Source organism: Flammeovirga agarivorans, assembly GCF_012641475.1.
Taxonomy (GTDB): domain Bacteria; phylum Bacteroidota; class Bacteroidia; order Cytophagales; family Flammeovirgaceae; genus Flammeovirga; species Flammeovirga agarivorans.
The window spans coordinates 205,905-221,350 of record NZ_JABAIL010000003.1; the positions used below are offsets into that span (position 1 = coordinate 205,905).

Here is a 15,446-nt window from a genome sequence, read left to right on the forward strand (position 1 = left end):
AACAAAGAGTGACATTATCATATCACCCTTTGCACTGTGTTATTACAAATTATTCCAAATAACAGGCATAAAGACTGTCATTTCAGATTGTCCGCGATTGTTCCAGGTAAAGTATGGAACCATCTTTATTTTTGTTTCCTCAAATTCTGGTCTGTCAACTGTTGAGTACATGTCCTTTTTATCCTGATCCTTACGGATTAAGATTGGTGTTTCAATTGTTGCTACACCACCAAGAAAATCTTTATCGTAATTCACTTTTAATGGAGCTGCACCTTTGATATAAACATCAAGAATATTTACATCTTTTGGCAAGTCTGGAGTCTCTACACAATAAACTACAGGACCACGTTTTACAGCCACTTGGTTTCTTGCTTCTTCAACAAGTGGGTTTGCCTCTACCAACTTCACTTCCATTGGCATATCAATAGTGACAATATCACCTTTCTTCCACTTTCTGTTTACTATTGCAAACTCACCTTCAGTTACTTTGATATCCAACTCTTTATTATTGACCTTGATTGTTGTTCCTTCAGCCCATTTAGGAATACGCAACATCATATCGAAAGCCTCTTTTTTCGCCTTTTCTACGGTGATATTTACTTCTCCATCCCAAGGGTAATTAGATACTTGATTAAGAATCAAGTCCGAACCATCCTCTAATTGTGTCTTCAATCTGTTTCCACCGTATAAGTTAACAGCTACACCATTTTGTGATAAACTGTAGGCCCAATTCGATGATTTTGCAATAGTTCTTACAATGTTAGGAGGACAACAGAAACACTCAAGGTATGGCTCTCTTGTAGGTGTCTCTGTATTATGTTTTGTATAATCTCTAGATCCAGCCACCATTCTTAGTGGATTAGAATAGAAATAATCTTTGCCCTCTAATGAAATACCAGATAATCCACTGTTATATAACACTAGTTCCATGATGTCCGCATATTTCGACTCACCATGAATCCCCAACATTCTGTATGAGAACATTGAATTACACACATTTGCACAAGTTTCGTTATATGCCGTCATGTTCGGCATCATGTAGGCATCAATAAAGCCTTCTTCAATTTTATCTCTATGTGTAGACGCACCATAATGTGCTTGACCAACTGCACCTGTTACATACATTTTCTTTTCTGTAACATTACCCCACAATCTATCTAATGCATCTACTAATTCTTTTTCTCCAGTTTCTGATGCAACATCTGCAGCTCCTGCATAATAGTATAAAGCTAAAACGGCATGACCAACCGCCTCATCTGCTTCTCTAATCGCAACTCTTTCTTGCACCATATCACCAATAGGGTAGCCTTTAGTTTCATTCGTTTCAACTACAGGATATTTACCTCTATTATTGATGAATTGCTCTGCTAATTTTAGGTAGTTTTCATTTGAAGTTGTTCTATACATCTCAACTAGACCCATAATCTGAGTTTGATTGAAACCAAATCTTGCTAAACGCTCTTCGTTACTACCAAATGTTGCATATAAATAATCTGCATGTTTCTTTGCTACGTTCAAGAAGTTATCCTGACCAGTAACTCTATAGTGAATACAAGCAGAAGTTAGTAAGTGCCCTGAGTTATACATCTCATGGAACTTTCTATTTTCGTATCTATCTACGTTAGACCTTAATTGCACTTGAGTTTGAAGATATCCGTCATCCTCCTGTGCTTTTGCGATAATGTCTATGTAGCCATCAATTTCTTTTAACAGGTCTTTGTCTCCATTTTGGGCATATACATACATAGAAGCTTCTATCCACTTATAGAAATCTCCATCATGCCAGTGCATACCTTTATGCTTTCCTTCTTTTAAACCTGCTGCTATTTTGAAGTTGTTAAGTGCATGTCCCACATCACCAGTCAACACCTCTCCCATATAAGGGACCATAGAATTTTCAGCCACATCAAATTTGTCAGCCCAGAACCCTTCTGTCCATTTACAGTCTCCTATGTTGATACTCTTAAGATGAACATGAGGTGTTTTTTGCTGACCTAAAATTCCTTTTTCTTGTGCTGCAGAAATATTTGTTACTAATGCAGCGCAAGCCATAACGATCAATTTTTTCATAATAATAGATTGATTATTGCTTTATTATTATATCTAGTGCTATAAGCTTTGTTGTATATTACTACTAGTTTACAGTGTAAAATTACTAGCTGCTGCAGAGAATTTATTCTCAAAAATTATCCAATCACGGTAAAAAATTAGCATAAAAAAACTGACCCAAAATGGGCCAGTTTTACTCCTTCTTATTCTATAAGAACTTTCGAATTGAATAGATAATTAGTAGTTGTAACATGTAAAAGGTAAACACCCTTTAAATGCATAGTATGAAATGATTCTATTTTAACTTGAGATTTATTACTAAATGATTTTTCTAAAACAAGTTGTCCATGTAAGTCATATAACTGAACCATACCTTCTTCACTACTTGGTAAGGCAACATTTAAATCTTCTCCACGAACAGGGTTAGGATATACTTTAATCGATGAGCTTTCATCTATAACTGATGTCACTCTATTTGATGAAGAAGTATCATCCCAATTGAATTTTGTCGCATTCTGACTATTGCTTGTCGATGCAAACAATGGATTATTATTTAATGATTCATCCACCACTAAATACTTTCCATTTACTTTTCCTTTGATTAGTAGATAGTTATCAGAGACTTCGAATGTAAACTTTTGTCTATCAAAAATACCTGTGGCTCCACATTTAATTGGATCATTAGTTCCTGAAGCTACTGTAACATACTTTCCAGTACCAATAGACTGTAAAGCAAAGTACCCATCTGCATCTACTACTAAGTACTCTTCATTTGATGAAACAGATGACTTAGTCGCCTGCAATGCAGTTCCTGAACCTGCATTCACCGTAATATAAGTACCATCAACTGTACTTAACCAAATTGTACTTCCTGCAGTAGGTACATCAGTAACTCCACCGTTATTATCCTCAGTAACAGTTACTGAACAAGATGCAGTATAGCTACCATCATTAGTAGTTACACGAACTGTAGTTGATCCAGCTGCAACTGCTGTAACAACACCATTATTTACTGTAGCAATTGAGTTATTATCACAAGACCATGAAACTGACTTGTTTGTTGCGTTAGAAGGTAAAACATTTGCAGTAAGCGTAACGTTTTCCCCCGCATTTAAATTAAGATTATTAGTATTAAGTGATACAGAAGTTACAGGTGTAGTCGTATTACTACCTTCTTCTGTTAATTTAAGGTCATCAATATAATATTGTCCTCCTTGGTTATTCCAGAACCAAATACGGTAATCATTTACTGATGATGAAGTTGTAAAAGTAATGCTAAGTTGATTATATGATATTGAAGTGAATAATGCATTTTCAATAAAAGTATTAGTGGTAGCATTCGTTACACCAAGGTAAACACTTTGTCCTTGGCTTTGAACTTTACCCCAAGCTGTTAAAGTGTAGGTAGTATTAGCAGCTAAAGATACCACCTGATTGATCGAACCGTTACCGTTAATATAGCCTGCTTTCGATCCATTTCTACTGTTGTTATTCACAATAGCTCCTCCACCTTCTAAGTTCCAATCTGATTCATCTGAAAGTTCGAATCCAGGATTATCAAGCAAGTTATCATTGATAAGAACAGTAACTGTAGCTTGATCTTCAAAACTACCATCAACGGTTGTCACCTTAATGGTTGTTGTACCTTCATTCACTGCTGTAATAACACCGTTGGAAACCGTTGCTACATTGTTGTTTGATGAAGACCAAGTAACCCCTTTATTTGTTGCATTAGAAGGAACTACATTCGCAGTAATTGATTGTGTTTCCCCTTTGTTTAAGCTTACTTGATTAGTAGAAAGGTTTACTCCTGTTACTCCAACATCTGGAGTTTCTTCTCCCTCTCCTTCAACAATTTCAAAATTATCACAAACTGCATCGTTTGCAGACCAGAACCATAATCTGTAAGTAGCTTCTGTTGCTCCTGTGTTTACAGTAATACTTCCATTTGTGTAGTTCGTCGAATTGAATTCATAATTCTTAACTAATGTATTCGAAACGGCTTCGTTTAAACCAAAATAAGCTTTACCACCTTGGCTTAATACTTTTCCATCTACAGAAATAGTATAAGTTGTATTTGCCTTTAATGTAATTATTTGAGCAACATTTCCGTTCGTTACTTGAGCAGCATAATTACCATTAGATACATTACTTTGAACAATAGAACTTAAACCAGAACCTGCATTCCAATAGTTCAATGAACCTTCTTCAAAACCTGGGTTACCAATATCACCAACACCTAATACAGGGTTGTTATTTGTACCTGATTTCTCCCAAACTCTTACATAGTCTACATACATTGTTGTAGGCATTCCTGGTAATTGAGCTTTAGCATCTGCATCCGTTTCAGGGTTTACCGCATTGTTTCTGTTGTTGTAGAACTCTACAAATGGCTTTCTTAAACCCAAAGATAAAGTAACGTTCATTGGACGGTACCAATAAGTATTTGGCTTTCTTCCAACTTCAATACCATCAACATACCAAATGATTTCCGTCTCATTTACTTCACAACCATAAATATGGTAGTCTTCCGTCGGATCCCATGGTGCGCGGTACTTATTTAATTGCTCATCTGGATAAGCTTTTGGTCTTCTCCAAACGCCTTCATTACCTACTTTTACTACAGCATGAAGGTTATGGTCCATATCTCTGATATCATCCTGATGACCTTCGTACCAGTCAAACTGTTGTAATTCTACTACATCAATTTCACTATAAACTGTTTTTCCATTCCCTACTGAGTAATCAAAGTTTGAATACAACCAGAAAGATGGACAAACACCTTCACCGATGTCAGCACCTTTAATTTTTGCTTCGTAGTATCCGTATGTAAAAGTCTGATACGATTTTAAAATACCAGATTTAAAATAGGTACCACCATCAGAAGCATTGTTAGGGTTCTGACGCATTGTTAACTCAGCTGCACCATTGTTGATTTGCACATTCTGAGCATTGTCCCACTTCCATGCCGTGGTATTTGGAAGGTTTCCTGTTCTGATCCACTTCGACCAGTCGGGTGTTGCTCCGTTGAATTCATCTGAAGCACTCCATTTAATTTCCCACTCATCGTTGGGATTTGACGTTTTGATTGGTTTTTGTGCATACGCACTTGAAGAGAGCACCAAACATAAAATGATTGATACCAGTTTTGCCCAGGCCTTGGGCAAATTTTCATTTAGTTGGTCTTTGATCATAATTTAGACGTCTTGATTATACAAGGCTATTCAGCTGGTTTACAAATAGCTACATGCACAATCGTGGTGAATAATTCATTTCAATGACAATTTATGGCTACATAGAAATTTTAAATAACTGATAATTACCCTCTTATAATCAATTCTTAACCTTTAGTTTTCACCATAAATAGAAAGCAAAAAAAGCAAGGTCATTACCAAAAAGTAACGACCTTGCTGTGCTTCATCAGTTCAATTATAACTATGGTCTCGGGTAGAAACGCATCAATTGAATATTATCAAGATAAATTACGTATGTTTCCTCACCTGTATGAGCAACTTTAATGATTAAGTTGAATGCATCCAATGGGTTGTTAACTGAGATTACATTCTCAAATGTATACCATTGATCTTCATCTAATGATCCAAATGGATGAGCGGCTTCTTGCCAATCTCCACCTTTGTTACTTAAGTGAATTCTAACGTTTGTTTCGAACCCACCTGAACCAGCTGCAGGAGATCCACCATTTGCTTCAACAAATACATCATACTTCATCAACAATTTGTTGTTTTCATTTTCAGTAAAGTTGAACGTATGAGGTGCACCAGCTACATAAGTTGAAATTGCAGAAGCATTTGCTCCTGAACCACTAAATGGTCCTCTTGAGATTTTCAAACTTGAGCTTCCGTCTGTTGCTTGAGCAGTAGAAGTTTCCAAAATATCTGGAACAAAACCACCTAACCAAGCTGGGTCTCCACCTACATATGAAGTAGCAGAGCTTTCAAAGCTATAGTTGTAATCCGATGCTTTTAATAGATCGTCTTCAACATGCACTAACTCTTCATCTTCGAATTGTGGTGCGATTGCTGCATCTTGTGACTCTAATTCAGTACCTGAATAAGTAACTAATACATCATCATCAGTATAAATCAATTCGCCATCAATTTCTAATAATACTGCACTTTCGTTTTGTGGATTAACAGCTGCAGCAGTTACTTCAGGAGTTAATATAGCACCAGCAGCAGTAGTAATTTTCACTGTGAAATCTTCTTTGTTTACTGAATTAGCATTCAGACCTCTAGAGAAGATTACATTTACTTTTCTGTCTTCATCGTTGACAACCTTATCCAATGTAAGTGGTACTGACGAACGAACACACTTCACAAAGTTCGCTACATATAAAGTATCTGAACTGTTTGGTTGAGGTCTTGTAAAGACTGGGGCAAAATCATAAGTTGCATCTAATGTTACATACTTTACATCGAAAGTACCATCTAAAGCACTTTGTTCTAATAACTCAGCGCCAAAGAATTCACCTGCTACTACAGTTGGATTACCTTCTGCAGTATATGTAAAACGTAATACACTACCAAATGGAATCTCTGTTGGTGTTTCAGGAGTCATGCTTACTTCATCTCCTAAAGTACCATCAAGATTAACAATGTTGGCTTTGATTGTCTGTAACTGCACTGCAGGCATTACCGTAACAATAATTGTAGTATCAAGAACATTTGTCTCTCTTGCAGTAGTTTCAGTACCTACATAAGCATTGTTTTCGAATTCTTGATGTAAAGTCACCTCCCATTCTCCAACCTGAGGGAAAACACCTCTTACTTGTGCATCTTCAGGGTTACCTTCCAATATTGTACCTTCCTCAGGGAAGATCCATTCTCTTGAAACTACACCTTGAGAAACATCTGCAAAATCAATATGCTGATTCATATTAATGATGTTCTCGTTGGCAGCTTGCGATATTTTTAGAACACTGTGGCTTGGAACTTTAACCACAGGTTTGTTTTCATCTTCTCCACATGCACTTAACAGAAGTGCTATCAAAGCGAAAAGACTAAATCTTAAATCTTTAATTGTACTCATTATTGTGATGTTTAGAGTGCTTCGTTCGATTGAATTTCAGCAGATGGAATAGGGAAATAATCGTGTCTTTCTGAGTCGTAGAAGTTGTAGTTGTTTACAAAATCTGGACGAACTCTACCTTCGATATAAAGAGGTCCTTGAGTAGGGTTTTCTCCTGCTTCTAATCTGATTACTTCATCGTTGTGATGACTAGTAAATACCTCTTTTACAATACCCCATCTAATAAGGTCTCTCCAACGAGTATTCTCATAAGCTAACTCTAATGGTCTTTCTACCATTCTTAAGTGAGTTCTTACATTTTCAACACTTGCAGGAACTACTTTATAATTACCATGCAACTCTCTACTGACATGTAATTGAGGAATACCTCCATCGTTAGCAATGTAATCTGAAAGCGTTACAACACCTGCTCTCTCTCTCACTTTGTCGATATATTCGATAGCTACTGTTAAGTTACCTTCACCTTCAAGCATTGCTTCAGCATACATTAAGTATACATCCGATAATCTCATGTGCTTGTAATGAATTGATGATCTCCATTCCGGATCTTCAATATCTAAGTGGTACCAGTTAGCGTATTTCTTCACATAAGAAGACTCACCAAAGTTCCATCTCCTTGGAACATCTGCTTTTAATTTCTCTGCAGTTTGGTTGTAGTATAAACCTTCAGCATCTCTACCTGCTAATGTCGCAGTATATCTTGGAGAGTGTGCTGTAGAACCTGACACTGAGTCTGCTGCAAATAACTCATGAGCCCAATAAGTACCCATTAATACTTGCCATCCACCTAAAGAGTAAGGACCGTACCATCTTGCTAAAGCGTTAGATTCAGCTCCTGAAGAATCATCGGTATCATCAACATAACTTGTGTTAGCTGCACCTTCGTTTACTGAACCGTCAAATGGAACTTCCATAATAGACTCTGAAGTATAGATATAGTCATGTCTAAAGTTATCACCATAGTTTGGTAGTAAGCTATAAAGACCTGAATCCATTACTTCCTTGAATTCTTCAGCTGCTTTCGCCCAATCCTTGTTGTATAAATATACTTTACCTAATAATGTATTGGCCATACCCCAAGTAGCTTTACCTAAAGAAGCTTCTTCTCTTGTAAGTGGTAAATTTTCAATAGCATACTCCAAATCAGGAATAATTACTTGGTTGTTTACCTCTTCCATTGGAGACAATGGAATATTGTGATTCTGTGTTGTTGAAGAAGTTCTAATTACAGCCTGACCGTAAGTATTTACTAATTCAAAGTAGAAAAATGCTCTTAGGAATCTTGCTTCTGATAAAAGTTCAGTTTTTCTCTCATCAGTAAGTGCTTCCATTGTAGGGATGTTATCAATTACTTGATTACATCTAAAGATACCATTGTAACATTCTGCCCACTTGTTGAATACAGGAGTATCGTTATCAGAAATTGAGAACTCTGTATAAGGGAAGTGTCTTACCCAGTCGTTCGTACCACCCATATCACTACGAATCATTTCGTAAGTGAGGTTACCACCACTAATCGATTGGAATTGTAATGCTCCGTATGCTGCTGTTATTGCGCCTTCCGCGTCTGCTTCTGTTTGCCAGAAGATCTCGTCAGTAATTGCATTTGGGTTCCTCTTGTTTAAAAAATCGTCATGGTTGCAAGAAGAAAATAGCAAAGACAATGCAACTACTTTGAGCTTGAGTATATTTTTTAAAGTATTCATCTGTATTATACTTTTTAAATTAGAAACTTAGTTGTGCACCAATTAAGAATTGTCTTGATACAGGGTAGTTACCTCTATCTACACCTCTCATTAATAAACCATCACCACCAACTTCTGGATCATAACCAGTATATTTTGTGAAAGTGAAAGGGTTTACTGCTGATACATAAATTCTTGCTTTAGAAATACCTGCTGCGTTGTTGATTACTCTACTTAAATCATAACCTAAAGTCATTGTTCTAATTCTAAAGTAAGAACCATCCTCAATCCATCTGTCAGAAAATGCTCTTACATTTTCATCTTGTCTGTTTAATGATAAAGGAATATCTGAGTCAGGGTTTTGAGGACTCCACATACCTACCAAGTCAGCGTGTCTTGCTTCTGCGTAAGCATAAAGTTTTGCACCGTTAATGATTTCTGCTCCATGAGAATAGTAACCTTGAATGAAGAAATCGAAACCTTTATAACCTAATGTTGCTACAATACCTGATTCGAAATCTGGCATACCTGAACCAGCATACACTCTATCGTTATCATCAATATTACCATCACCATTTTGGTCCACATATCTAATATCACCTAAACGAGCATTAGGGTTGATCGCTTCTTGGTAAGCTACTAATTCCTCTTCAGTCTTGATTACACCGTCAGTTTGTACTAGGAAGAATGATGCTGCTTCGTATCCTTCTGCCATAAATGTAGTGTAGTCCATCCAACCGTGTGTAAGTGATGGTCTACCACCTGGATAACCTCTCTCAACACCATTTAAACTAGTAATAATGTTCGTGTTTTTAGTGAAAGTCATACCAAGGCTATAGTTTAAACCATACTCCGTTTGGTTCTTGTAGCTTAATGATAATTCAATACCTTCGTTGGTCATATCACCAGCATTCAATGTCATTGTTCTGTAAGTCTGAATCTCTGAATCAGGTCTTGTTAAGTTAACACCTGCTGATAAAGGAAGTTGTTGACCTAAGATCATGTCTTTCTTATCGTTTTGATAAACGTCTGCAGTAAACTGTAAACGATCGTTGAACATGTTCATGTCGATACCAATGTTTTTCGCTACACTAGTCTCCCAAGAGATATCAGGATTCGAGAATCTTCTTTGCGTTAAACCAGGAGTTAATACTTTACCTGAACCGTAGATATAGTTAACACCTTGCTCGATTACTGTTGATGCGATATAAGGGTTGTTACCTACTCTGTTGTTACCTAGCTCAGCATAACTTGCTCTTACTTTCAATCCACTGATCCAATCTACATTGAAGAAGTTTTCTCTATCAATATTCCAACCTAATGATACACCTGGGAATACATCAAATCTGTTCTCAGGGTTAAACTGTGAAGTACCGTCTCTTCTTAATGATACTGAGAATAAGTACTTACTGTCATAGCTATATTGGAATCTACCCATCATACCTACTAATGCTGTTTCATTTAATCCACCTGTAGGGTTTGAAACTGAAACTGCTGCACCTGGAACTTGAACATCGTTATTACCGTTTTCAGCAAATGTCATGTTAAGACCTGTAGTTCTGTTAGTATACTGCTCAAATGAGTAAGTACCAGTGAAGTTTAAGTTGTGCTTACCAAATGATTTGCTATACGTTAAGATATTTTCTAATGTGTATCTTTGGTTCCATACATAATCATCGTTTAATCTTGCCTGAGGTCTAGAAGCTGTAGGGTTGTAGTTTCCGTTATAATCCAAAACAATATATTTTGGTTGGAATTGTGATCTTGTAGAATTAAAGATGTTACTACCCGCTCTAACTTGGTATGTTAATCCTTTTACAAACTCATAAGATGCATTGAAAGCAATGTTTAATCTCTTGATGTTTTCTAAGTCAGTGTTTGATAAGATACCTGATAAGTAACTATAAGTAATCTCATTTTGATCTGGAACTTGAATCACATCACCATTTGTAGGAATATCTTCAATAGGAGTATTCCAAGGTCTTTGTCTTAAGGCTTGCTCATATAGACCCCATGGCTCTCTTTGTCTGTTTTCGTTTTGGAAACCAATCGAAGTAAATAACTTGAATTTATCCTTATTGATTGATCCTGTTAATCTAGTCGCTAATCTTTCGAAACCAGAGTTAATCAAAATACCTTCTTGGTTAAAGTAGTTGACGTTAGCGTTAACTAATAAATCACCTTTTCCTGATGATACGTTTAACTCATAGTTTTGAATTGAAGCGTTATCATTCTGGATAGTGCTGATAAAATCTGTATTATTTTCTAATGCTCTTGGGTTTACTGCTAAAACTGAAGATTCAATACCTGTTGCTTGAGCTCTTAACTCATCGTAGTAGAATTGTTGGTGAGTATCCATTAATTCTGTACCTGAAGTAATGTTTTGAACACCACCCCATGCTGTAAAATCTACTTTTACTTTTCCTGGATCACCTGTTTTTGTTGTGATTAAGATTACACCGTTTGATGCTCTAACACCATAAACTGCTGCAGATGCACCATCTTTTAAGATATCAATTGACTTGATTTGAGAAGGAGCAATATTTGGATTTCCTTGGTAAGGAATACCATCTACAACATATAATGGCTCTCTTGATCCTGCTAATGAACCTACACCTCTAATTTGGATGTTTGCTGCTTCACCTGGAGCACCACTAGCAGCCTGAACATTTACACCTGCTACTTGTCCTTGTAATGCTGATCCTAAATCTGGAGTCGGAACTTTTTCTAAAGCTTCAGATCCTACATTATTTACAGCACCTGTTACTTCTTTACGCTTTTGAGTACCATAACCTACTACAACTACTTCTTCTAGTAATTCACGGTCCTCTTCTAATTCGATATCAAATGTAACACTCGATCCAACCTCTTTTTCTTGAGTCAGATAACCAATATAACTGAACACTAGTATATCTTCTTTTTGCACAGTGATACTAAAGTGTCCATCAAAATTTGTTACTGTACCGTTTGTAGTTCCTTTAACAACAACATTTACACCTGGTAAAGATTGTCCAGCACTAACAACAGTACCACTTACTATTACTTCTTGAGCAAAAGCTGAAGTAAATACCGCAAATAATAGTAGTACTGACAGGCAATACTTTGGTATTATTGGTGGCTTCATATTTAGTTTACTTGAGAATAACATAACTTGAAACTTTAATGAATAGAATAGAAAAGAGCTTCCTAGGTCAAACTCTTTAAAAAAATAGAGTTGAAGAATTTGTTTCTTACATTACAATATTAGCCAAGTATTGACTCTGCTTATGTGTAAGAATTACCCTTTAGTTGCACTTATTTAACCTGTGTGATTCTGAGTGGTAAATTTTATTCATAATTGATACTTATGATCCATAAAACGACAAAAAAAGTACCCATAAACTCAAGGCTTAATGGGTACTCCAATTCAATTAAACTTAATTTATTCTACTGATTCACACCATTTAGAGACAAAATCCCCCAGGTGAAGCTAAGACGATAATGTTGTTTAGACATTTTATATTTATCTTGTGTAACGGATAGTGTTCCTCCTATCCCTGCCTGCTGGCAATGAATATTTAATGTATAGAAATTATCTTCTTCTAGCTCATACTGGTGTCGAGCTGTTTTAATTTTATCTTTTGAATAAGGCCATACAGAAAATTCAAAGCTATCCTCTGATGCGATTTTCACTCCACCTTTACTCTTCGATGAAGTTAATTTAAGCCACTTCGTCTGTGTACGATTACCATTCTCTTGAGGCTTCACATAAGGATAAAAAGCATCTGCTGTGTTAAAGCGATACACGCCCATATTCACTGCTCTTTTTCTATCTGAATAGGATTCAAATGGACCATTTCCGTAGTATTGCAAAGCATCCATTTCTTTGGATACTCCTGCAGTCATACCAATAAGAATAGCATCAGGAACGCCTTCCTTCTTTTCAAGCTCTAGGTTAACACTAAGCTGATCATTAACCAAAGCATAAGAAATGTTGATCTCTACCTGATCTTCCAGCTTTTTAGTCACAATCACTTTACCATTTTCCTTTTGCACCTTCTCAGAAGTCCATTGGTCTTCAATGGATCCCCAATACTCTCCCGATTTTTTCATCGGCCTAAAACTAATACCTCTAACATCATTATCAATTGGAGGTCTAGTAAAGTTAAGTTGTAACGGTTGGTACAGCTGTTCAATACCTTTATACTGGTAAGAGATGACCTGACCATTTTCTTTACTTACCTTAATCAGTACGTCATTACCTTGAATACTGAAAAATGTATCTTCTTCTTGAATTGTTCCTGTTGCCTTTTTCTTCTTCTTTTGCTTCGCTGCTTCTTGAATTTTCAGTTGTTCTTGAGCCAACTGATGTCCTTTTGCACACCATAATTGATCTTTGCTCTCAAACATTCCAAAATTCAACCAATAATCCTTATTCCCTTTTCGATCTATACTGTAAAGAGGAATTGTAAAGATCAAGGAATCTCCTGCAGGAATATTTAAAGTAACTTCAGAAGCTCTAACCACTCTTCCTTCCTCTTGAATTTCATAAGAGAAAGTATATTCGGAAAGGTTTGTAAAAGCATATCGGTTATAAATCACCACTTCTCCTTTAGCAACATCCGACCATCTCACCTCAATAGGTTGAAATGTATACTTCATCTCCAATGCATGAGGATGTGGATTTAAATAACTATCAAAAACACCATTAATACAGAAGTTTTCATCATTAGGAACATCTCCAAAGTCACCTCCATAAGCTAAAAAGTCTTTGCCATTTTCTGTTTGGTTGATCAAACCTTGATCTCTCATATCCCAGATAAAACCACCTACAAGATTTGGTGTCTTTCGGATATAATCCCAATAGTCTCCCAATCCGCCCATAGAATTACCCATAGCATGCATGTATTCACATAGAATAATAGGCCTCTGGATATTTTTATTTGTAGACAAATGTACTATTTGTGCATAGTTTGGATACATTCTACTCACAACATCTACAAAAGAAGGGTCTGTTGGATTCGCCATAGAAGGCCAGTTTTGAGAAGTATACCCTACATTATCTCCTTCTTTATATTCAGGATGTGTTGGGTCTCCTTGTGCTCCTTCATAATGAACAAATCTACTCGGATCAAAATCCTTAATCCAACCTGCTGCTGCTGCAAATGCAGGACCAGTCCCCGACTCGTTACCTAATGACCAAGAAATAACACATGGTTGATTTTTATCTCTTTCTACCATTCTTGTGATTCTACTCATCATTGATGGTACCCAAGAAGGTTGATATGGAATGTAACTACCTAAATGATGACATTCTATATTTGCTTCGTCCATCACATACAATCCATACTTATTACATAATTCTAAAAAATAGGGATCATTTGGATAATGAGACGTTCTTACTGCATTTACATTAAAGCGTTTTAATAACTGAACTTCTTCTTCAAGATCCGCTCTGCTAATTGCTTTTCCTTTTGTTGGATGATGATCATGACGATTCACACCCATAATTTTCACAGGTTGATTATTCACCAACAGTGCATTTTCTGCATTGAAAGTAATCTCTCTAAAGCCAATCTTATGACTTCTTGACTCTATGACCTTACCTGATTTATCCTTTAATGAAAGAACTAAAGTATATAAATAAGGTGTTTCTGCAGTCCATAAATGAGGTTGAACTACTGTCGATTCTAACAAAGCAAATTTAGGCAAGTCCCTTGGAGGCCATCTTTGCTCATAAATTTTCTTTGCTCCAACAGACAGTTCGTTATCCAACACCATTTTATTTTCCTCATCAAATAACTTGGCTGTTACCTTGTAATTCTCTAATTGCGATGGAGAATCTTCTACCCATAATTCAGGTCTAATCTTCAGTTTCGCTTTTGTAAAATCATTATTGAAATCAGTTTTTACATAGAAATCATTGATAGATATTTTAGGTTGAGCAAGTAACATCACATCTCTGTGTATACCACTTAAACGCCACATGTCCTGATCTTCTAAGTAACTTCCATCACTATAACGGTAAACCTGAACGGCTACCTTATTTTTTCCTTCTTTTAAGAAGTTTGTGATATCAAATTCTGCTGCCAAGCAACTTCCTTGAGAATAACCTACTTTTTGTCCATTCACCCATACATAGAAAGCAGAAGTCACTCCACCAAAATGAAGAATAATCGATTGATCTTCCCATTCTTTAGGCACTTTAAATTCTCTGAAATAAGACCCTACTGGGTTCTCTCTATATATTTTAGGAGGTAATGGAGGTGTCGGCCCTTTCCAGTCATATACCAATGTAGTATCTAAGATATTTGGTGTGAAAGGATAGGTGATATTCGTATAAATCGGTTGACCGTACCCTTTCATTTCCCAATTAGAAGGCACCTCTATGTCATCCCATTTCTTCCCATCGAAATCAACATTCATAAAGTGTTCAGGCTTTTCCTCCACTTTAGGAACAAACTTAAATTTCCATGTTCCATTTAGAGAAAGCATTCTTGATACCTCTCTATTACCTTCAAGAGCATCTGATTCATTTTCAAAAGAATATGAAGCCACTCTTGCTGGTAATTTATTGATTTCAAAAACATGTTCATTTTCCCAATCTACCTGTGCATGACAGACAAAAGCAGAAAATAAACTCACAGAAAGAAGAAAGATTGCTTTTTTCATCATCAGTTAAAC

The 15,446-nt window shown here is 36.2% G+C and carries 6 protein-coding genes; all 6 read right to left on the reverse strand.

Going from position 1 to position 15,446, the window contains the following annotated elements; genetic code table 11:
- Nucleotides 1-42: 42 nt before the first annotated feature.
- On the reverse strand, nucleotides 43-2,070 hold the full coding sequence (locus HGP29_RS10060) for a glycoside hydrolase family 127 protein (protein WP_168882270.1): 2,028 nt from the start codon (nucleotides 2,068-2,070) through the stop codon (nucleotides 43-45).
- A gap of 182 nt (nucleotides 2,071-2,252) precedes the next feature.
- Nucleotides 2,253-5,243 (reverse strand): Ig-like domain-containing protein, encoded by a 2,991-nt coding sequence (locus HGP29_RS10065; RefSeq protein WP_168882271.1) that lies wholly within the window; start codon nucleotides 5,241-5,243, stop codon nucleotides 2,253-2,255.
- Nucleotides 5,244-5,484: 241 nt separating this feature from the next.
- A complete protein-coding gene (locus HGP29_RS10070; RefSeq protein WP_168882272.1) occupies nucleotides 5,485-7,098 on the reverse strand; it encodes a hypothetical protein in 1,614 nt (537 codons plus the stop codon).
- Between the two features lie 11 nt (nucleotides 7,099-7,109).
- Nucleotides 7,110-8,804, reverse strand: a complete 1,695-nt coding sequence (locus HGP29_RS10075) for a RagB/SusD family nutrient uptake outer membrane protein (RefSeq protein WP_168882273.1) — start codon at nucleotides 8,802-8,804, stop codon at nucleotides 7,110-7,112.
- A gap of 19 nt (nucleotides 8,805-8,823) precedes the next feature.
- Nucleotides 8,824-11,907, reverse strand: a complete 3,084-nt coding sequence (locus HGP29_RS10080) for a SusC/RagA family TonB-linked outer membrane protein (protein WP_168882274.1) — start codon at nucleotides 11,905-11,907, stop codon at nucleotides 8,824-8,826.
- A 302-nt stretch (nucleotides 11,908-12,209) separates the two neighbouring features.
- Complete coding sequence (locus tag HGP29_RS10085; RefSeq protein WP_211093258.1) at nucleotides 12,210-15,437, reverse strand: glycoside hydrolase family 2 TIM barrel-domain containing protein; 3,228 nt, start codon at nucleotides 15,435-15,437, stop codon at nucleotides 12,210-12,212.
- Nucleotides 15,438-15,446: the final 9 nt, after the last annotated feature.

What these genes read in the sequence shown, in the direction of transcription:
- HGP29_RS10060 (WP_168882270.1), bottom strand. Translation starts at nt 2,070, where the DNA reads ATGAAAAAATTGATCGTTATGGCTTGCGCTGCATTAGTAACAAATATT.
- HGP29_RS10065 (WP_168882271.1), bottom strand. Translation starts at nt 5,243, where the DNA reads ATGATCAAAGACCAACTAAATGAAAATTTGCCCAAGGCCTGGGCAAAA.
- HGP29_RS10070 (WP_168882272.1), bottom strand. Translation starts at nt 7,098, where the DNA reads ATGAGTACAATTAAAGATTTAAGATTTAGTCTTTTCGCTTTGATAGCA.
- HGP29_RS10075 (WP_168882273.1), bottom strand. Translation starts at nt 8,804, where the DNA reads ATGAATACTTTAAAAAATATACTCAAGCTCAAAGTAGTTGCATTGTCT.
- HGP29_RS10080 (WP_168882274.1), bottom strand. Translation starts at nt 11,907, where the DNA reads ATGAAGCCACCAATAATACCAAAGTATTGCCTGTCAGTACTACTATTA.
- HGP29_RS10085 (WP_211093258.1), bottom strand. Translation starts at nt 15,437, where the DNA reads ATGATGAAAAAAGCAATCTTTCTTCTTTCTGTGAGTTTATTTTCTGCT.